We start from the raw sequence: 20,698 nt of genomic DNA, 5'->3' as shown, positions 1-20,698 counted from the left end.
CTGATGCCCATTTCGCCCGCGCTGGCGGCGACCACCTGCCCTCCTCGTAAGCTCAAATTGAGGTTTATCAGTTTGAGGAGGATGCCATGGCTGATCATGTTTTGGACCGGGGACGTCTGGACGAAGCCGTCGGTAACGATATTGCCGATATGGCCCAGTTTTGGATGCTGCGCAAGTTTCAGTTTTTGGAGTCGGCGCGCACACAGTTCGAAGTGATAGTCGATCCATGGCTCAGCTATTGCGAAGAACCATCGCAAAGTGAAATCATGGCCTATAACATGGCATTTACCGATTGGCTGCTGTTCGAGCGTCCCTATTACCATGGCAAGACGCTGCTTGAGCTGTATGTGGACGAACCGCCGGCGTTACTTTCGCCTGCTTCGCTCAGGCGGCTCGAACAGGTGCGCGACACGCAGTATTTCTCGCGCTTTGGCATTTTGGACAAGGATCCTGCGACTGGTATGGTCGCGCTGCGCGACACGCGCACCGACTGTCGTTTTGATGTCTACGACCCACATATCGTGCAAAAAGAGCACTGGCGCGAAGGTGCGATTGCGGTGCGTATTGCGTGCGTTGACGATGTCTGGCTGACGGCGGGGCAGCTCTACCTCTACGACATTGCGCGCCTGAGCGATACGGCGGTCGACGGGCCTGGCGCCGTCCATCCGGAAGACCTGGAAGATGGCTTCGACACCTCGTGTATCAGCTTCTTTTTGAGGCTGGTTCGCGACATCATGGGTGCCCAGGGGCGCTACGTAAAGTCCCTCAACATCTACGAACAGGAATGGGAGTAGGGGATGGGCAGTCGCAGTGTCGCCGCCCGTCTATTAGTCTCGGTCTGTAACGTTTAGGGACAAAAAACCGGTCTACCTGTTACAGATCGAGACGAATACTTGGGCGCCGCTGATTTGTCTAAATCTGTAACGTTTAGGGGTCTGGAGGACGCCTAACTGTTACAGATCGAGATGTTTGGAACCTGGCAGGGGGAATGTCTCAATCTGTAACATCTACAGGCCAAAACTCGACCCAACTGTTACAGATCGAGACAAAGGTTGGACGCGGTGCCGAAAGATCTTGATCTGTAACATCTAGAGGCTCAAAGACTGTCTTCCTGTTACAGATCAAGACATTTGTCAGCGGCGGTAACAGCGGCGATGGCCCATTTCTCCGATGTGGTGGTGATAGAAGTGTCTAATGCCGTTTTTAAACACAAGCACGTAACACGTAACACCTTGGCGCGGAATAGGATGCTTGCCAGGCTCACGGAGGCGGCTGAACAAGGCGTGCTGCTTGTGACGCACGACAATGCCGAGCTCATGTGGCTGCGGCGCCATGTGGGAACCGATGATATTGCGGAGCCCGAGTCGCACCTTTTCTGTTTTCAGCATGAATGGGATGCGTTGACGCCGCCGGAGCGGGCGCGGTGGACCATCAAGGGGCTTGCCGAGTTTCACCCCGATTGGGCGTTTTGGGGATATGATGCCGCGCTGATATGGGGTCTGGAGGTGCCGAATGATCTGCTCGGGCCGCGTTACTTGGTCAAGACGGGTTGTTCGGTGGCATTGAGTATGGGGTGTAGACTGCTGCGTCCGCAGGCGGCGGGTGCACTTGAACAAGTCGATGGCGTGCGGGTGACGCCGTTTTGGCGCACGGTGGAGGATTGTCTGCTGCATGCGCCGTTCTCCTACGGGTTGGCGATCGCCGATTCTGCATTGCGGGCAAGGGACGTATCGCGCGACGACCTCTGCGAACGGCTCCAGGTCGATTGCGAGGGCAGGCGAGGGTATCGCAGAGCTCAGGTGATTGCGTCGCATGCGGACGGGCTGTCCGAGAACGGCGGCGAGTCTCGCTTTCGGGCGTTCTTTATTGCATACGGCTTTCCGGTTCCGGAGTTGCAGGTGGAGTTTCGCGACCCGCTTGATCTAAGCCAAGTGTTTCGGGTCGATTATTTCTGGAGGCTCGAGGACGGGACATGTGTCATCGGCGAGCTCGACGGAAAGGGGAAGTATGCCTTGCAGAACGGCGAGGGTCGGGAGCCGGTCGACCCGTTCGTGGCAGAGCGTCAGCGGGAATCTCATCTGACAATGCTCGGGCACAAGGTGCTTCGGTTCACGTTTGATGAACTCAAGAACCCGGGGAAGCTGGTTGAAAAGATGAGGCTAGCAGGTATTCCGCAGCGGGCCGATTTGGCTGAGGGATGGAAGCGTCAGTGGTATGGGCGCTAAGGGGTGCAACTGACGCGAATGTGGTTGTTCCTGCCGAGTTTGTCTCGATCTGTAACAACAAGGGGCCGTTTGGCCTCGTAACTGTTACAGATCAAGACAAAAGGTTGGCGGCTGACGAAAAATCTCAATCTGTAACACCTAGAGGCCGAAAACCTGTCTACTTGTTACAGATTTAGACGTTTGACGATGGGGCCGGAGAATATCTCGATCTGTAACATCTGACGGTCAAAATTCGACCCAACTGTTACAGATTGAGACAAAGGTTGGACGCGATGTCGAAAAATCTCGATCTATAACATTTGGAAGGTTAAAGACGGTCTATCTGTTACAGATCAAGACGTTTTGCTGGAACGACCGAAGCATCGCTGCACTGGTCTGTTCATCCTCACGCCCTTCTCTTCCTCCCGTTAGCCGATATGTCCGCAGCAACCCTGTCGCGCTGGGTGATAATGGACAAATGTTCAAGTTAATTGTGAGGGAGGAGCTCGATATGGCGTCTGCCGATCGTTCCACGTTGTTTATCAATGCGACCGTCCTGGATGGTTCGGAACATATGGAGCCGCAGCCCGACATGGCCGTGGCCGTTGAGCGCGGTCTCATCACGTGGATGGGGCCGAGCGCTGTGGCGCAGGCGCCTGCAGGTGCCGAGGTCATCGACCTGGCAGGGGCGTTTCTCATGCCGGGCCTCATCAATATGCATGTGCATTTGTGCGGCTCGGGTAAGCCGGTTTCGGCGGGCGATGCGGGCGCCCTGATGAAAAAGCTCGATAATCCCGTGGGGCGCGCCATCGTGCGCCACATTCTTAAGGGCAGCGCCCAGCAGCAGCTGGCAAGTGGCGTGACCACGGTGCGCGGCGCGGGCGACCCGCTGTTTGCCGATCTGGCCGTGCGCGATGCTATCGATGCCGGCAAGTATCAAGGTCCTCGCCTGGTGGCGCCGGGAACGGGCGTCACGGTGCAGGGCGGCCATGGTGCGGGCTTGTTCGCCCAGGTGGCAAACAGTCCTGCCGAGGCAGCCGAACAGGTGCGCGACCTGTATGCGCGCGGTGCCGACGTCATTAAACTGTTCGTAACGGGCGGCGTGTTCGACGCGACCGAAGTGGGCGAGCCGGGCGTGTTGCGTATGCCGGTGGAGGTTGCCGCAGCGGCGTGCAAGGCGGCGCACGAGGTTGGCCTTCCGGTCATGGCCCATGTCGAGAGCACCGAAGGTGTGAGGGCCGCGCTTGAGGCCGGCGTTGACACGATTGAGCACGGCGCTCCTTTGACGTCCGAGATCCTGGAGCTGTACCGTGGCGCCGCGGGAGCACAGCTCGAGGGACGTGCGCCGAGCGTGACCTGCACTATCAGCCCAGCGCTGCCGTTTGTGTTACTCGACCCGGAAAAGACCCATTCGACCGATACGCAAAAGAAGAACGGCGACATCGTGTGCTCGGGCATCATCGAGAGTGCTCGTGCCGCACTGGAAGTTGGTGTTAGGGTGGGCCTTGGCACAGATTCGAGCTGCCCGTTCGTGACGCAGTACGACATGTGGCGCGAGGTGGCCTATTTTGCCAAGTATGTCGGTGTGAGCAACGCCTTCGCGCTGCATACGGCCACGCAGGTCAATGCCGAGCTGCTGGGGCTGGGCGGCGAGACCGGCACAATCGAGTGCGGTAAGGCCGCCGACATTTTGGTGACGCGCAAGAACCCGCTCGATGACCTGTGCGCGCTGCGTGCGCCGATGCACGTGATGTGTCGTGGCGATCTAGTGCGCAAGCTCAAGGTGAAGCGTATTCCCGAGGTGGACGCCGAGCTCGACGCGATTATGTCAATGCCGGCCGAGGCGCTGGCCGAGGAGCTTGCCCGCGACGGCGTGGCATAGGTGTGACAAAGGGGCGATCCCTTTGTCGTAATCAAAAAAGCCGAGGTCTCAGCGCGAGGCCTCGGCTTTTATTTTGTCCCATGGTATGGCGGCTATGAGCGCGTTTCCATCTTGGCGTGGCACTTGGGGCAGGTGACGCGGATCTTGCCCTTGCCCTTGGGGACGGACAGCATCTGGCCGCAGTTGGGGCACTTGAGGTAGGCCGTGGTCTTGCGACCCTTCCACATCTTCTTGGCCGTTCGCTTGGCGCGCTCAAAGTCCTCCTTGCTGGTACCAGCGGCACGCGAAGCGTTTGCGGCCGCAGTCCCGCCGCCCAAGCTAGCGACGAACTTGCCGAGGCCGGGGACGTTTGCGGTCGCCGTAACAAAGGCGTCGTTCTCCTTGCGGCGCGCGTCGATGTTTTTGGACAGGCCGCGCAGCACGCCAATCACGATAACGGCGATGGCGATCCAGCTGAGCCACTGAATACGGGCCATCGATCCGATCATCGCGATGACGATTCCAGCAAAGCCCATCACGATGGTGAGCTCGTCGGCGCCGTTGCGACCCTTCATAAAGTCATTCATGCAGAACTGCCTTTCATTTCGCTGTGCTGCACGCTTTTATACCCCTTTTGGTGCAAGGGGGACAGGTTAATCTGCACCAAGGTGGTGCAAACGTACCTGTCCCCCTTGCACCAATTACTTGGCGAGCTTGTCGACGACGCGCTCTATCTCGGCGAGCTTGGCGGCTTTGAGCTCCTCGTCGCCCGATTCGATGGCCGAGGCGACGCAGCCCTCGATGTGTGCCTTCAACACATCGGCGTTGATGCGGGCGATGAGCGCCTGCGTGGCCATGAGCTGCGTGGAGATGTCGACGCAGTAACGGTCCTCCTCCACCATCCGCAGGATGCCGTCGATTTGCCCACGTGCCGTTTTGAGCATGCGGGTCACCGATTTATGGTCTGCCATCATGGCGGGTCCTCGTTTCTGGTCGATTTTCCGGATGCCCCCGTCAGTTGCGGTGAAATAGTTCTTGTTTGCAGGCTTGAAGCGCTAAAACAGGAACTATTTCACCGCAACTTCTGAGGATTGAGTAGGCGGCGTCTGCTACGCGGCGGTCACGGACAGGGCGTGGAACTTCTCGCCCGCGCCCTCGACGGCGGCGGTGAGCTGCTCGGCGGTCACGGTGTCGGCGCACTCTACCTGGACGGTCTGGGTCTCGTGATCGGCGTCGGCATCGGTCACGCCTGCCACGTTGAGCAGCGCCGTCTCGACAGTGGCGTCGCAGTGGCCGCACATAAGGCCGGAAGTCTTAATCGTGTAACGCATGGATATTCCTCTCTGTTGTGTCGGCTTTCCCAGGCACCCGACCTTGACCTTCAAGCCGTCGCTCGCGTACCAAAGTACGCGCCGCTCCTCTTTCAGGTCGATCTCTGGCACTTGGAAAACCGGTTCTAAATGGACTTAATGGTGAGCCTATTTTGCCACTTTAGGCTTAAAGGATTTCAGGCGCAGAGCATTGCTTACGACGCACACGCTCGACAGGCTCATGGCCGCGGCGCCGAACATCGGCGAGAGCTGCCAGCCGGTGAGGGGGAAGAACACGCCCGCGGCGAGCGGAATGCCGATGCCGTTGTAGAACAGTGCCCAGAACAGGTCCTGCTTGATGTTGCGGATCGTGGCGCGTGAAAGCTCGATGGCGCGGGCGACGTCCATGAGGTCGCTGCGCATGAGTACCACGTCGGCTCCCTCCTTGGCGATGTCGGCGCCGGTGCCGATAGCGAGGCCCACGTCGGCGCGCGCCAGGGCGGGGGAGTCGTTGATGCCGTCGCCCACCATGGCGACCTTGCCGCCCGCATCTTGCAGTTCGCGCACGTGGCGTTCCTTGTCGGCGGGGAGGACGTCGGCGATAACCTGCTCGCTGGTGAGCCCCACGCGTCGGGCGATGGCCTCGGCCGTCACGCGGTTGTCGCCGGTGAGCATGCGCGCATCGACGCCGAGCGAACGCAGCGCGGCGATGGCCTCGGCGCTCGTCTCTTTGACCTCGTCAGCCACGGCGATGGTACCGACGAGCTCGCCGTTCTTGGCAAAGAACAGCGGTGTCTTGCCCTCGGTGGCAAATTGCTCGGCAAGACCGGCGGGCACCTCCGCGCCCAGCTCGTTCATCAGACGCACGTTGCCGGCCGCGATGGTATTCTGCCCCTCGCGTGCCGTAACGCCACGACCGGGCACGGCGACAAAGTCCTCGACCATGCGTGCGACGATTCCGCGCGTCTCGCACTCGGCCATAATCGCCTCGGCCAGCGGGTGCTCACTCGAGCGCTCCAGCGCGGCAGCGAGCTTCAGTAACGCCTTTTCGCTCATGGCGGGCGAGCCGTCGGCGCGCGCGGCAACCACAATATCGGTTACGGCCGGCTTGCCGCGGGTGACGGTACCCGTCTTATCGAGCACCACGGTGCCCACGCTGCGCAGGTTCTCTAGCGCCTCGGCGCTCTTAAACAGAATACCCATTTCGGCGCCCTTGCCGGTGCCCACCATGATGGCGACGGGCGTGGCCAGACCCAGTGCGCACGGGCAGCTGATCACCAACACGGCCACGGCGGAGGTGAGCGCCTCGTTCACGCTGCCGGTCAGCGCTATCCACACCACGAAGGTCACGGCCGAGATCATGAACACCACGGGCACGAACACACCGGCGACCTTGTCGGCCAGGCGGGCGATAGGCGCCTTGGTGGCATTGGCGTCCTCGACGAGCTGGATGATCTTGGCAAGCGACGTGTCGGCGCCCACGCGTGTGGCACGGAAGGTAAACGATCCGGTGCGGTTGACCGTGGCGGCGTTGACGGTGTCGCCGGCGGTCTTTTCCACGGGGATGGACTCGCCGGTGAGCGCACTCTCGTCCACGGCCGACGCGCCCTCGAGCACTACGCCGTCGACAGGGATGGACTCGCCGGGGCGCACACGCAGCACCTGGCCGGGAAGGATGCTGTCGACGTCCACAACGGTCTCGGTGCCGTCATCGGCAACGACGGTCGCAGTCTTGGGCGCCAGATCGATGAGCGCCTCGATAGCGCCGCCGGTCTTGGACTTGCTGCGCGTCTCGAGGTATTTGCCCACGGTGACGAGCGACAGGATGGTGCCGGCGCTCTCAAAATACAGGTTGTCCATGCTCGTCATCATGGCCTCGCGCACCTGACCTGCGGCCAACTGGTCGGCCATGATGAACATGGCGTAGAGCGACCAGGCGATCGACGCGGTGGCGCCGACGGCGATGAGAGCGTCCATGGTGGGCGCGCCATGCACGAGCGACTTGAAGCCGTTGATAAAGTACGCGTCGTTGATGTAGACGATGGGGATGAGCAAGACGAGCTCGGTGAGGGCAAGCGTCATGCTGTGGACGTGGTCCGTGAAGATGCCGGGCAGCGGCCAGCCGAGCATGTGCCCCATGCCTATGTAGAACAGCGGGATGAGAAAGATGATTGAGATGATGAGACGGGTGCGCATGGCGGAGGCAGTGGCCTCCAGCTTTTTGGTCGGCGACTCCATATGGGCGGCGCCGGACCTGGCTTGCGCGCTGCCGCTTGAGCTGGTGGCATCGGTGTCCGCGCTGACGGGCGAGGCCGAATAGCCCGCGCGGTCGACGGCAGTGCAGATATCGTCGGGGGAGACCTGCGCGGGGTCATAGTCCACCAACATGGAGCCGGCGAGCAAGTTGACCGCGACGCTTTGGACGCCGTCGAGCTTGCTGACGGCGCGGTCCACGTGCGCCTGGCAAGCGGCGCACGTCATGCCGCCCACGTCAAACTTATCTTGAGCCATGGCTTCTCCTTTCTGTAGTTCGGTGTTGGAATTGTTAGCCTGCCGATACTATACACCCATACCCCCTGGGGGTGTCTAGTCCAGAAAGAAATGTATGACATTCCGATACAGATGAGGGCGGCTGCTCAATCGTTGTCAGCCCCTGTCAAACATCTCAATCTGTAACATCTAGCAGGGAAAATGAGCTCTAACTGTTACAGATCGAGATGTTGTTTTGCGTGGCTGAGCTCTGTCTTGATCTGTAACGGTTCGGCCGGTTTTTGCTGAGCAACTGTTGCAGATTGAGACAATCGGCCCAGACCCGCCCCGTCCGCCCCGTCATCTGTGGTTTACGTGGGGGCATGCGAAGCGCGGGTATACTAACCGGCGGCGAATCTGCTCCATCGCTTAGAGCTGCTGCGTCTGGACGGCGCGTGATAGGGCTGCCAAAGCGATCGCCAGCGTGCTGAGCAACGTCCTCTCTGTGCGCACCTGTTTTTGTATGTATTAGCGCACTACCAAGCACGCCCCGCGCGGCCGCATGCCGTGCCCATAACGCGTGCAGATAAGGAACAACAACATATGCGTAATTCTGTATCCGACGTCACGGACGCCGAGATTCTGGACGAGACCCGCGAGGCCATGACCCAGGCTGCCTTCGATGCTGCCGACGAGGCCAGCGCCGCCGAGACCGTCGAGTCCGCGACTGAGAACCTGCCCGCCTTTGACGAGCTGGGACTTTCGGACGAGATGCTTCGTGCCATCGAGAACCTGGGCTACACGGCGCCCACGCCCGTGCAGGCCGGCTCCATCCCCGTGGTGCTCGAGGGCCGCGACCTGCTTGCCGCCGCTCAGACCGGCACCGGCAAGACGGCCGCCTTCTTGCTGCCGACCATGAACAACCTGGAGCACATTGCTCCGCCCAAGCCCGTGCGCGAGCGTGGCGGCCGTAACCGCCGTCGCGGCGCCAAGAAGCCCGAGGGCAACGGCCGCGGCCCCGCGATGCTCGTCATCACCCCCACGCGCGAGCTTGCCCAGCAGATCGATGAGGTCGCCGGCAAGATTGCCGACGTCACCGGACATGTTGCCGTGACCGTCGTGGGCGGCGTGAGCTACAAGCCCCAGACCGCGGCGCTCAAGTACGGCTGCGACATCCTGGTCGCCACGCCGGGCCGTCTGGTCGATCTGATCGAACAGGGCGCTTGCCACCTGGACGAGGTAAAGGTGCTGGTACTCGATGAGGCCGACCGCATGCTCGACATGGGCTTTTTGCCCGCCGTCCGCCGTATTGTGCGCGAGACGCCGGCCGAGCGCCAGACGCTGCTGTTCTCGGCCACGCTCGACGAGGAGGCCGTGGGCGAGATCACCGACCTGGTGAGCGACCCGGCCCGCGTGGAGATCGCGCCCGCCACGTCGACCGCCGACACCGTCGACCAGTTTGTGTTCCCGGTGTCCATCGAGGCCAAGAACAACCTGCTGCCCGAGTTCCTCAAAAAGGAGGGCCCGGAGCGCACTATCGTCTTTATGCGCACCAAGCACCGCGCCGACAGCTGCTGCCGTCGTCTTGAGCGCAAGGGCATCAAGGCCGCCGCGATTCACGGCAACCGCAGCCAGGCCCAGCGCGAGCGCGCGCTTTCGGCCTTCCGCGACGGCACCGTCGACGTGCTGGTGGCAACCGATGTCCTCGCCCGCGGCATCGACATTAGCGACGTGCGCTACGTCGTGAACTTTGACGTGCCGGCAGAGCCGACCGACTACATCCACCGCATCGGCCGCACGGGCCGCGCCGGTGAGCTGGGCTGGGCCATTACGTTTGTGACCGAGCAGGACGTCGATGAGTTCTACGAGATCGAGAAGCTCATGGACAAGACGGCCGACATTTATGACGCCGGCGACCTGCATGTGGGCCCCAATCCGCCCGCCGTTGATCCCGAGCGCGACCCTGCGGCCTTTAAGGTGAAGAAGAAGACCAAGCGCGGCAAGTCCAAGAGCAAGAAGAAGCTTGAGCAGGCACGTCGAGATGGCAAGCGCAACGGCGACGATTACGGCGATGTGGCCGGTCGTTCCAACCGCGGTCGCGATGAGCGTCGCGGCGACGGCGAGCGTCCGAGTCGTCCCAAGCGCGGCGGCAAGACCCGCGTGCGCGAGGGCGTTCAGGCTCGCGTGGACGAGGCCGTGGAGAGCGTGGCCCGCGAGGTTGCTGCCGAGGAGCACGGCGGTGCTGACGCCGTCAAGCAGGCCCCGCGTGGCAACCGTGCCGAGCGCCGCGCCAAGCAGTTCCAGGGCGAGGCGCATCGTCGTCGCCGCGAGGACGAGGACCGCGGCGGTCGTCGCCGTGTTGAGCGCGAGGACGAGGGCCGCGGTTCGCGCGGTGGCAAGCGCGGTTCGGGCGACCGCCGTCGTTCCGGTCGTGATGACGAGCGCGGTGGCCGTGATGAGCGTCGCGGCGGCGAAGGCCGTGGTTCGCGTGACGAGCGTGGTACCCGCGGCGGCAAGCGCTTTGACGAGCGCGGAGGTCGCGATGGCGGCCGCGGTGGTGAGCGTCGCGAGGGCGCTCGCGGTAACGGCAGCCGCGGCGGCGCTGGTCGTTCTAACGAGTCGCGCGATCGTCGTGACCCGCGTGCCAGCCGCGATCGTCGCGATGACTGGCGCAACTACGACGATACCCGCGAGGAGCGTCGTGGCGGCTATCGCGGCGGGCGTGGCGGCAACCAGGCCGGCTCCCGCGGCGGTCGTGCCGGCGGTCGCGATAACCGTGGCAGCTATGGCAACAATCGTGGCGGCAAGCGCGGCGGCAGCTCCCGTCGCCCCGGTGACGGCGGCGGCAAGCGCAAGTAACATACGCGTCGCACGCTAGAGCGAGGCGAACTAAGGGCCCCGAGCAACTACGCTCGGGGCCCTTTTGTTTGCCGCATCCGACCGTTGGTCCGGTGTGATTTGCTCAGGAATGCACCTGGAGGATGCTGAAGGCCCGTTTTCAGCCATGCGGCAATGGGTCCCATGGGGTGCGCCGTGCATTTTTTGGAGTATTCTGCAGATCGAGTTGCCTGCATACGATTCGACGTCGCCAGCGGTGGCCTTCGGATATCCCTAGCGAGCGTTTTGAGTCAGACTTTTCCGTTTTCCGTTTTCCGTTTTCCGTTTTCCGGTGCAAAGGTGCGTCATTCTCGTTATAGCGGAACCCAAAATGATGCAGCGCCCTACAGTTTTGCCCGCTCGCGGCGGTGTTGGCACGAACGCGTTGCAGAATACTCCGTTTTTTGCACGGTCCGGGAGGGGGTACCTCAGGAGAACACAGCGGTATCACGTAAATATATGCAATCTGTAACGGAAATTATGCAAATCGATGAGGCAGACAGCATAGTTTGGTGCAAAGGGGTCAGGTTAATCTGCATCAGGTTGGTGGAAACAAACCTGACCCCTTTGCGCTAAACCGGGGTGTCCCCGCGCCGTATACTCTGTCTAAGCATGCGGGCGGCTTGGTGTGTTACCAAGCGTAGGGGAGGATGTTCGATGAGCATGTTCGAAATTGTGTTTAGTCCGACGGGCGGAACGGAGAAAGTGTCTGGTCTTGTGACCGGGGCGCTGGATGGGAATATCGTTACCGTCGATCTGAGCGATAGCGGGTTGGATTTCCACGGGGTCTCGATGGCGAAGGGCGACGTTGCGGTTATCTCCGTCCCATCATATGCTGGCAGGGTTCCAGCTGTGGCGGTTGAGCGACTGGGAATGGTGCGTGGCAACGGAGCTCGGGCTGTTTTGGTTTGTGTTTACGGGGGCCGCGCGTTTGAGGATACGCTTATTGAGCTGGAAGACGTTGCGAAGCGTGCCGGATTTAGGGTGGTTGCAGCGGTTTCTGCCATTGCTGAGCATTCCGTTGCTCGTCAGTTTGCTGCTGGGCGACCGGATGCGCAGGATGTGGCGCAACTTTCAGAGTTTGCGCAGCGGATCCGGCAAAAGCTACTGGACGGGGCTGCGTCCGAGCCCTCTATTCCCGGCAATCGTCCTTATAAGCAAGCTGGAGGCCACAGTATGGTGCCCCATGCAACGGAGGATTGCGTCTCCTGCGGTGCTTGCGCTGCGTTGTGCCCTGTTCGAGCTATCGACAAGGACGATCCAAGGCAGGTGGATGGCGAGGCGTGCATCTCCTGCATGCGTTGCGTCTCCGTATGCCCGCAGAATGCCCGCGAGCCTAATCCCGCTGCGCTTTCCGCCGTTACCAAGATGTTGAGCAAGGTTTGCGTTGTGCGGAAGGAATGCGAGCTCTTCATCTAGCGCAAGTGAGATTGGTGCAAACAAACCTGGCCCTTTTGCACCAAAAACGATCCGTTTTCCTCCGTTCCCAAGGGATCATGTGATCCGAAGGGGACGGAGGAAAACGGATCAAAAAGGAAAAATAGTAAGGCGCTCTTTTTCACATTGAATATTGCAATTTGGTAACGCGTTTTATCAAATATGGCATTTATCTGCGGTAATGTTTTATTTCACCGCTGAGGGTGACATTTTATACCGCCTGCCGAACCGTATGGAGACCTCACAACTTTTTAGGTCAGTGTTGTGCGTGTAGCAATTTCGCCCGGCCTCGCCTCCGGGCTGCCATGTGAGAGGGGACCTTATGGCACGACTGCATGTAATGGAACGCAGCCACGCTCAGGCCGTTATGGACGACCTGCACGATGCGCTCGGACGTCGTCTGGCGGTGAGCTCGCTCGCCCCGTGCCCCGTCGAGTTTACGGCGGCGCTCGTCAACCTGTGCTCCACCCAGAGCTGCGGCAAGTGCACGCCCTGCCGCGTGGGCCTGAGCGCGCTGAGCGATCTGCTCGCCGATGTGCTCGAGGGCCGCGCCGACGAGTCCACGCTCAACTTGATTGAGCGCACTGCCCGCACCATCTATCTTTCGAGCGACTGCGCTATCGGCTACGAGGCCGGCGCCATGGCACTCACGGCCATTCGCGGCTTCCGCGACGATTTTGAGCACCACATCCGCGAGCACTCCTGTGGTTTTGACCGCGAGGCCCGCGTCCCGTGCGTCTCGGGCTGCCCGGCGCACGTCGACATTCCCGGTTACATTTCGCTGGTCGAGGCCGGCCGCTATGCCGATGCCGTCAAGGTCATCCGCAAGAACAACCCGCTGCCGCTCGTTTGCGGCCTGGTGTGCGAGCATCCCTGCGAGATGCACTGCCGTCGTGGCATGGTCGACGATCCCATGAACATCCTCGCCCTCAAGCGTTTTGCCGTTGAGCACAGCGACCTCAACGATTACAAGCCGCATGTAGTGGACAACACCGGTAAGCGCGTCGCCGTGATCGGCGGCGGCCCGGCCGGCCTTTCCTGTGCCTACTACCTGGCCGTGATGGGCCATAAGGTGACCATCTTTGAGCAGCGCCACCACCTGGGCGGCATGCTGCGCTATGGCATTCCCAGCTACCGTCTGCCGCGCGAGCGCCTGCAGGCCGAGATCGACTGGATCTTGAGCGCCGGCATTGACGTAGAGCTCGACCACTCCGTCAATGGCGAGGAGCTTGCCCGCCTGCGCGACGAGTTCGATGCCGTCTACCTGACCATTGGTGCCCACAGCGATAAGAAGCTCGGCCTTCCGGGCGAAGAGGCGCCCGGCGTGGAGTCGGCCGTCAAGATGCTGCGCGCCATCGGCGACGACGAGCTGCCCGACCTGAGCGGTCAGCGCGTGTGCGTCATCGGCGGCGGCAACGTGGCCATGGACGTGGCGCGCTCTGCCGTGCGCTGCGGTGCCGAAAAGGTGAGCATCGTCTACCGCCGTCGCATCTGCGACATGACGGCCCAGGATGCCGAGATTGCCGGCGCCCAGGCCGAGGGCTGCGAGGTTCTTGAGCTCACCGCACCGCTCGCTATTGAGACGGGCGAAGATGGTCGCGTGAGTGGTCTGCGCGTGCAGCCGCAGATTACCGGCGAGCCCCGTCGTGGGCGCCCGGCCCCGCGTGCCGCCGCGACGCCCGAGCGCGTCATTCCCTGCGAGCGCGTGTTTGTTGCCATTGGTCAGGACATCGATTCCAAGCCGTTTGAGGAGATGGGCATCGCCTGCAAGTGGGGCTGCGTCGTCACCGATTCGGACGGCGCCGTGCCTAACTTCGACGGCCTCTTTAGCGGCGGTGACTGCCAGACCGGTCCCGCCACCGTCATCCGGGCCATCAACGCCGGCCGCGTTGCTTCGGCAAATATCGACCGCTACCTGGGCTTTGACCACAAGATCAAGCTCGACGTTGAGCTGCCGACCGTGCAGTTTAAGGGCAAGCACGAGTGCGGCCGCTGCGAGCTGGGCGAGCGCGAGGCCGGCGAGCGCATCCACGATTGGAATCTGGTCGAGCAGGGCCTTACCGAGGAGGAGGCACGCCAGGAGGCAAGCCGCTGCCTGCGTTGCGACCACTTTGGCTTTGGCGCGTTCCGCGGAGGGAGGAACCTGGAATGGTAGAGCCCAACAACCCCACTGTCAGCGACAACACCGAAAGCGGAGCACTCAATATGGTCAAGCTCACTATCGATAATTGCGAGGTCATGGTACCCGAGCACACCACGATCCTGGACGCGGCCAAGTCCGCCGGCATCCAGATTCCCACCCTGTGCTACCTGCGCGATCTAAACGAGATCGGCGGTTGCCGCGTGTGCGTGGTCGAGGTTGAGGGCTGCGACCAGCTGGTTGCCGCCTGCAACAACTACGTGCTCGACGGCATGGTGGTCCACACTAACAGCCCCAAGGCCCGCGAGGCGCGTCGCACCAACGTGCAGCTGCTGCTGTCCCAGCACGACTCGCGCTGTACGAGCTGCGTGCGCAGTGGTAACTGCAACCTGCAGACCATCGCCAACGACCTGGGCATCTTCTATCTGCCGTACGAGCAGCACCTGGCGCGCGAGGGCTGGGATTTCGATTTCCCCATCATCCGCGATAACGACAAGTGCATCAAATGCATGCGCTGCATCAAGGTGTGCGAGAGCGTGCAGGGCTTAGGGATTTGGGATCTGACCAACCGCGCCACGCATACCGCCGTGGGCACCCGCGGGCGTGCGCCGATCGGCAAGACCGATTGCGTCGCGTGCGGCCAGTGCATCACGCATTGCCCGACGGGCGCCCTGCGCGAGCGTGACGATACCGAGACCGTGTTCGATGTCATCGCCGATCCCGACAAGATCGTGCTGGTGCAGATTGCGCCGGCCGTGCGTAGCGCCTGGGGCGAGGAGCTCGGCATTCCGCGCGAGGAGGCTACTGTCGAGCGCCTGGCTTGTGCGCTGCGCCGCGTGGGCTTTGAGTACGTGTTCGATACCGACTTCTCGGCCGACCTCACCATTATGGAGGAGGGCTCCGAGCTGCTCGAGCGCCTGGGTAAGGCCGCCAAGGGCGAGGGCGACAGCCGCAGCTGGCCCATGTTCACGAGCTGCTGCCCGGGCTGGGTACGCTTTGTGAAGGCGCGCTACCCGGAGTTTGTCGACAGCCTGTCCACGTCCAAGTCGCCGCAGCAGATGTTTGGCGCCATCGCCAAGACCTACTACGCCAAGGTGCTGGGCGTGGAGCCCGAGCGTCTGTTTGTGGTGTCCGTGATGCCGTGCACGGCCAAGAAGGCCGAGTGCGCGCTGCCGAGCATGGTGGGCGAGGACGGCACGCCCGATGTGGACGTTGCGCTGACGGTGCGCGAGACGGTGCGCATGATCCGCGCGAGCCACGTGAGCGTCGACACGCTGGTTGAGGAGCCGCTCGACACGCCGCTGGGCTTTGGCACGGGCGCGGGTGTGATCTTTGGCGCCACGGGCGGCGTGATGGAGGCTGCCGTGCGCTCGGCCTATTACCTGGTGACGGGCAAGAACCCCGACGCCGACTTCTTTACCGATGTGCGCGGCCTGGACGGCTGGAAGGAGGCCGTGGCCGGTATCGATGGCACCAAGGTGCGCGTCGCCGTGGCGCACGGGCTAGGCAACGCCGCCCGTCTGCTCGACGCGATTCGCGACGGCCGCGTGAGCTATGACTTTGTTGAGGTCATGGCATGCCCGGGCGGCTGCGTCGGTGGCGGCGGTCAGCCCATCCACGACGGCTGCGAGCTGGCAGCCGAGCGCGGTCAGGTGCTGTGGGGTCTGGATGCCGCTGCGGACATTCGCTTCTCGCACGAGAATCCCGATGTCCAGGCGTGCTACCGCGAGTTCTTGGGCGAGCCGCTCTCGCCGCTGGCCGAGGAGCTGCTGCATACCGACCATCACGCATGGACGATGCCTAACGAGGGGACGTGCTAGCGATGCGCGCGTTTGATTTTGAGATGTCGCGCCGGGGGTTTGCCTCGGCGCTCGCCGCGGGCGCCCTGTCGCTTGCGCTCGCGGGCTGTGGCGGCGGGGCTGCCGGTACCGGGTCCGCCGCGGGCTCGGCTGCCGGGTCTGCTGCTGACGGTGCCGCTGCCGAGCCGGTTGAGGTGCACGTCGCCTCGCTCAAGGGTCCGACGTCGATGGGTCTGGTGCAGTTTATGGACCGGGCGGCCGATGGTGAGACGGACAACGAGTTCGACTTTGCGATCAGCACTGCAGCCGATGAGATCGTGCCCAAGGTGATTCAGGGCGATGTCGATATCGCCCTGGTGCCTGCCAACGTGGCGAGCGTGCTCTACAACAAGACCGAGGGTGCGGTGCAGGTCATCGACATCAACACGCTGGGCGTGCTGAACGTTGTGACGGGCGACGCGAGTGTGGCCTCGTTTGGCGATCTGGCGGGCCATACCGTCTATATGACGGGCAAGGGCACCACGCCGGAGTACGTCATGAACTACCTGCTGGAGCGCGCAGGCCTGACCGGCCAGGTGACGCTCGAGTTTAAGAGCGAGCCCACCGAGGTGCTGTCGGCCCTGCTTGCCGACCCGTCCGCCGTGGGCGTGCTGCCGGAGCCGTTCAAGACCGCTGCCATCGCCAAGAGCGAGGGCAAGCTGTCGGCACCGGTAAGTCTGACCGATGTGTGGGATGAGCTGGCAGGAGACACGGGCTCGCGCCTGCTGACGGGTGCGACCGTGGTGCGCCGCGCGTTTGCCGAGGAACATCCCGAGGCCGTGGCGGAATTCCTGAGCTGCCATGCGGCGAGCGTGAAGGCCGTGAACGCGGCGCCGGCGGACTGGGCTCAGGCCGTGGTCGATGCAGGCATCGTGGATAACGCCACGATTGCCGAAAAGGCGATTCCCGGGTGCATGCTCGTGTGCCAGACGGGGAAGGATATGAAGGCGGCGCTCGGTGGGTACCTGCAGGTGCTGGCCGATGCAGACTCGAGCGCCGTGGGCGGCAAGCTCCCGGCTGACGATTTCTACTACATGGAGTAGCTCGTGTGTGCGTTTGCTCGACACATGACAAAGCGTATGAAGGCGGTGGCGGCAGCAGGTGCCGTTGCCGCCTTTTGGCTTGCCGTGTGGGTCTTCGCGGCGGCGCTGGTGGCGCAGCCGCTGATTTTGCCGGGGCCGGGCGCTGTTATGGTGACGTTGCTGCGGCTGGTGTGTGATGCCAACACGTGGGCGATTCTGGTGGGCTCAGGCGCACGAATCTTGGGCGGACTGGCGCTTGCCGCGATCTGCGGCGGTGTACTGGCGGGAGTCTCGGTGCGGTCGCGGACGTTTGCCCGTCTGGTGGCGCCGGCGCTTTCGTTTGTAAAGGCGACGCCGGTTGCCTGCGTGGTGGTTCTGCTGCTCATTTGGCTGGGGTCGGCGCGCGTGAGCATTGCAGCGGTCTTTTTGATGGCACTGCCGGGCGTGTATTTTTCGCTGGTCGAGGGTTTGGCACAAGTGGATAGGCCGCTGGAGCAGATGTTTCGTCTGCACGGTGTGCGGGGTTGGCGACTGTTCTTCGCCCATACCTGGCGCGAAGTCCTGCCGTTTGTGCTTTCGTGCGCCCGCGCCGTGATCGGCATGAGCTGGAAGGCCGGCGTGGCGGCGGAGTTGATTGGCATGGCGGCTGGTACCGTGGGCGAGCGCATCTATCAGGCGAAGCTGCTCATTGAGACGGCTGACCTGCTGGCGTGGACCGTGTTGGTCGTGGCGGCATCGTGGGCATGCGAGCGCGTGCTGATGTGGCTGCTGCGGGCTTCGGGTTCCGTGGCATGGCGTGTTGCCGTGCGGACGCATGGACATGGACTGCGCGGGCGTGCGGGGGCCGCGAGCGATGGCGCTTCGGCGGAGCTTGCGCTTGCCGTGGGCGATCGCACGCCCTGGGCGCCGGCGCTGGACGGTCTGGTGCTTCGTGTGCCCACCGGCGGGCGTACCTGCGTGATGGGCGCCTCGGGGGTGGGCAAGTCGACGTTGCTCGCGCTAGCGGCGGGGGAGTGCGCACCGTGCTCGATGGTGTTTCAGGATGTGCGCCTGGTAGAGGACGCTTCTGCTCTGGATAACGTGCTGGTGTGCGCCGACGCGCGCGTGGACGCCTCGAGTGCCGCAGCCCTGTTGCGCCTGCTGGTGCCGGGGGTCGATGTACATGCTCGTGTGGCCGAGCTCTCGGGCGGGCAGCGCCGTCGCGTCGAGATTGCCCGAGCCCTGCTGTGCCCAGGCGACGCGGCGATTCTGGACGAGCCCTTTACCGGTTTAGATACCGCTGCGCGCGATGCATGCGCCGAGGTCGTGCTCGACTTGCTCGACGGCCGCATGCTGTTGCTTGCCACGCACGATGCCGCTGACGCTCGGGCCCTCAATATCTCGGATATCATCACGCTCTAAATACTACTTAGCAACAAAATGATCCGTATTTCTCCGTCCCCATGGGGTCGGGTATGGTATTCTATCTGCGGGGGTAATACTTAAGAATACAGAGTAATACCAACGCCGTAGAAACAAACTCCAGATGCGGGCCAATCGGGTTGCCTTCACAGCCCGTCGCCCAGCCGCGTGGCCCGCATCTATCCACACCACCGTCGTTTCAAAAAGGAAGCGCCATGGCAGAACACATGACCCCGGTTGTCGCGAAGGTCTTGCCCGAGGAAAAGGCGGCCTTCGCGGCGGCAACCCAGCTCGTGGGTACCACGCCGTCCAACGCCATCCGCATGTTCATCGCCGCGTTCAATCGCTGCGGCACCTTTCCGTTCGACATTTCGCCCAGCGGGGCCTTTGGCGCTGCGCCCGATTCTCATCAATAAGTGATCCGTTTTCCTCCGTCCCCATGGGATCAGCTCTCTGCCGAGTTGTGGTAGAACTAGGGAACGGTTTTGAGGAGGTTGGCATGCTCAATGCGCTGGTTTGGGCACTTGCCTGTTTTGGCGTTGTCGCTGCCGATATAGCCCTGAGCGTGGTTCTGTTTTCGGTTCTCGATGCCCTGTCGGTGCTGACGGGCTATCCGATCGACAATCTCGATATCCAATGGTTCCAGGCTGCCGCGCAGATGGCGTCGTTTTTGATGGCGCTGCTGTGGTGGCGTTATCTGTGGCCGCGCTCGTTTATGGCGCGCTGGCAAAGCGAACACCCGCTCGGCGGGGGAGCGCGTGGGGCGTGGAAACGCATCGCCTGCGTTATCGTGATCGGCCTGGCCCTGCAGGTGGTTGTTGGCTACGTGACCGACGCCGCGCTGTCGCTGTTGCCCGATGCCGCGGCCGACTACAGCGAGCTTGTCGAGGAAACAGGCATGGGCGACACCAGTTATCTCGCCGTCCTGACTACGGTACTCGGCGCCCCATTTTGTGAAGAGCTGCTGGTGCGCGGCATTATTTTTGAGTTTTCGCTCCGAGCGTTTAATCCGCAGTGCCGCCCACTTTGGAAGCGCCGGCGTCGTGCGAGCGCGCAGGATGGCGCCATGGTGCCTTGGGCGGCCCCAAGCACGTGGGGTATCGCCGCGGCAATCGTGCTGCAGGCGGCCATCTTTGGCTTTATGCATATGAACTGGGTGCAGGGCTGCTATGCGGGCGCTGCCGGCCTCATTTTTGGCTGGGTGCTCGTGACGACCGGAAAGCTCCGCTACACGATTCTGCTGCACTTTGCCTTTAATGCCGGGTCGTATCTCATGACGTTGCTCTGGTTTGTGAACACGCCGCTCGATGTGGCAATTACGGTCGCTATCGCCGGCGTCATCCTCGTTGAGGCAATGCGTTCGCTGCGCCACGCGTGTGGGGTGGATGCAGCGAGCGCACCGCTGCCCTAGTTGCGGCGTCCGCCTCCGTTGGCGCCCTGACGCCCCTGGGCTGCGCGATTGCGACCGGCAGTGTTCTGTGCGCGCGACATGCCGCTGTGCCCCTTGCTACCCTTGGGCCCCTTGCCGGCGCCACCGTGCGGCTTGCCGCCCTTCTTGCCGGTTCCATGCCCGCCGTTGGCAGATGTCTCGCCCGGGCGCGGCGGCACGGGACGAATCAGGCAATGCTTGGTGTAGCCAATCAGATCGCGGCGGCCGGCTTTTTCCAGCGCCTCGCGCACGAGCTTGTAGTTCTCGGGCTTGCGATATTGGATGAGCGCACGCTGCATGGCCTTCTCGTGTGGGTCGCGTGCCACGTAGATCGGCTGCATGGTGCGCGGATCCACGCCGGTGCAGTACATGCAGGTCGACATGGTGGACGGGGTGGGGTAGAAGTCCTGCACCTGTTCGGGCATGTAGCCCATGTCGCGCACGGCCTCGGCAAGGTCCACAGCTTCCTTCATGGTCGAGCCGGGATGGCTCGAGATCAGGTACGGCACCACATACTGCTTGAGTCCGTATTCGCGGTTCAGGCGTTCAAATTTACGGCAGAATGCGTCGTAGACGGCGCGGCTCGGCTTGCCCATTACAGACAGCACTGCGTCGCTCACGTGCTCGGGCGCTACGCGCAGCTGGCCCGAGACATGGTGCTCCAGCAGCTCGCGCAAAAACTCGTCCGAGGCGTCGGCCATGGTGTAGTC

16 protein-coding genes are annotated in these 20,698 nt (G+C 62.5%); 11 read left to right on the top strand and 5 right to left on the bottom strand.

The genetic code is table 11. The features are described from left to right. The first annotated feature begins 86 nt into the window (after nucleotides 1-86). From ABHR75_RS04615 to ABHR75_RS04605, 3 genes are all read left to right on the top strand, one after another. A complete protein-coding gene (locus ABHR75_RS04615; protein WP_346963762.1) occupies nucleotides 87-794 on the top strand; it encodes a hypothetical protein in 708 nt (235 codons plus the stop codon). Between the two features lie 360 nt (nucleotides 795-1,154). Beyond that, a complete protein-coding gene (locus ABHR75_RS04610) occupies nucleotides 1,155-2,225 on the top strand; it encodes a hypothetical protein (RefSeq protein WP_346963761.1) in 1,071 nt (356 codons plus the stop codon). 490 nt (nucleotides 2,226-2,715) lie between these two features. Further along, nucleotides 2,716-4,086, top strand: coding sequence for an amidohydrolase family protein (locus tag ABHR75_RS04605; RefSeq protein WP_346963760.1), 1,371 nt, complete (start codon nucleotides 2,716-2,718; stop codon nucleotides 4,084-4,086). A 92-nt stretch (nucleotides 4,087-4,178) separates the two neighbouring features. On the opposite strand, the gene ABHR75_RS04600 is transcribed toward ABHR75_RS04605, so the two are convergent. From ABHR75_RS04600 to ABHR75_RS04585, 4 genes are all read right to left on the bottom strand, one after another. Then, entirely contained in the window at nucleotides 4,179-4,652 is a 474-nt protein-coding gene (locus tag ABHR75_RS04600; RefSeq protein WP_346963759.1) for a hypothetical protein, read from the bottom strand. 114 nt (nucleotides 4,653-4,766) lie between these two features. Beyond that, a complete protein-coding gene (locus ABHR75_RS04595) occupies nucleotides 4,767-5,036 on the bottom strand; it encodes a metal-sensing transcriptional repressor (RefSeq protein WP_229071458.1) in 270 nt (89 codons plus the stop codon). 138 nt (nucleotides 5,037-5,174) lie between these two features. After that, nucleotides 5,175-5,396 carry a heavy-metal-associated domain-containing protein gene (locus ABHR75_RS04590; RefSeq protein ID WP_152068326.1) on the bottom strand — a complete coding sequence of 74 codons (222 nt, stop codon included), beginning with the start codon at nucleotides 5,394-5,396 and terminating at the stop codon, nucleotides 5,175-5,177. Nucleotides 5,397-5,543: 147 nt separating this feature from the next. Next, a complete protein-coding gene (locus ABHR75_RS04585; RefSeq protein ID WP_346963758.1) occupies nucleotides 5,544-7,886 on the bottom strand; it encodes a heavy metal translocating P-type ATPase in 2,343 nt (780 codons plus the stop codon). A 561-nt stretch (nucleotides 7,887-8,447) separates the two neighbouring features. On the opposite strand from ABHR75_RS04585, the gene ABHR75_RS04580 reads away from it, so the two are divergent. From ABHR75_RS04580 to ABHR75_RS04545, 8 genes are all read left to right on the top strand, one after another. Continuing rightward, nucleotides 8,448-10,703 carry a DEAD/DEAH box helicase gene (locus ABHR75_RS04580; RefSeq protein ID WP_346963757.1) on the top strand — a complete coding sequence of 752 codons (2,256 nt, stop codon included), beginning with the start codon at nucleotides 8,448-8,450 and terminating at the stop codon, nucleotides 10,701-10,703. Between the two features lie 675 nt (nucleotides 10,704-11,378). Next, complete coding sequence (locus ABHR75_RS04575; protein ID WP_346963756.1) at nucleotides 11,379-12,140, top strand: 4Fe-4S binding protein; 762 nt, start codon at nucleotides 11,379-11,381, stop codon at nucleotides 12,138-12,140. Between the two features lie 340 nt (nucleotides 12,141-12,480). Continuing rightward, nucleotides 12,481-14,313 carry an NAD(P)-binding protein gene (locus ABHR75_RS04570; protein ID WP_346963755.1) on the top strand — a complete coding sequence of 611 codons (1,833 nt, stop codon included), beginning with the start codon at nucleotides 12,481-12,483 and terminating at the stop codon, nucleotides 14,311-14,313. Then, nucleotides 14,307-16,118, top strand: a complete 1,812-nt coding sequence (locus ABHR75_RS04565; RefSeq protein ID WP_346963754.1) for a [FeFe] hydrogenase, group A — start codon at nucleotides 14,307-14,309, stop codon at nucleotides 16,116-16,118. Before ABHR75_RS04570 ends, ABHR75_RS04565 begins: the two co-directional genes overlap by 7 nt. A 2-nt stretch (nucleotides 16,119-16,120) precedes the next feature. Then, the gene (locus ABHR75_RS04560; protein WP_346963753.1) at nucleotides 16,121-17,179 is read left to right on the top strand and encodes an ABC transporter substrate-binding protein; all 1,059 of its coding nucleotides are present in this window, start codon (nucleotides 16,121-16,123) and stop codon (nucleotides 17,177-17,179) included. Nucleotides 17,180-17,182: 3 nt separating this feature from the next. Continuing rightward, nucleotides 17,183-18,559, top strand: coding sequence for an ATP-binding cassette domain-containing protein (locus tag ABHR75_RS04555; RefSeq protein WP_346963752.1), 1,377 nt, complete (start codon nucleotides 17,183-17,185; stop codon nucleotides 18,557-18,559). Nucleotides 18,560-18,774: 215 nt separating this feature from the next. Next, the gene (locus ABHR75_RS04550; protein WP_196025235.1) at nucleotides 18,775-18,975 is read left to right on the top strand and encodes a type II toxin-antitoxin system RelB/DinJ family antitoxin; all 201 of its coding nucleotides are present in this window, start codon (nucleotides 18,775-18,777) and stop codon (nucleotides 18,973-18,975) included. Nucleotides 18,976-19,058: 83 nt separating this feature from the next. Beyond that, nucleotides 19,059-19,970, top strand: coding sequence for a CPBP family intramembrane glutamic endopeptidase (locus tag ABHR75_RS04545; RefSeq protein ID WP_346963751.1), 912 nt, complete (start codon nucleotides 19,059-19,061; stop codon nucleotides 19,968-19,970). Here ABHR75_RS04545 and ABHR75_RS04540 read toward each other — a convergent pair. Next, on the bottom strand, nucleotides 19,967-20,698 hold a 732-nt coding region (locus tag ABHR75_RS04540), incomplete at its 5' end, for a DUF3362 domain-containing protein (RefSeq protein WP_346963750.1). The two genes, ABHR75_RS04545 and ABHR75_RS04540, sit on opposite strands and share 4 nt — an antisense overlap.

The sequence above is a fragment of the Collinsella aerofaciens genome (assembly GCF_039752955.1).
GTDB lineage: Bacteria > Actinomycetota > Coriobacteriia > Coriobacteriales > Coriobacteriaceae > Collinsella > Collinsella aerofaciens_BI.
The sequence above is the reverse complement of the archived record's forward strand: the minus strand, read 5'-3'. Positions and strand labels throughout refer to the sequence as shown.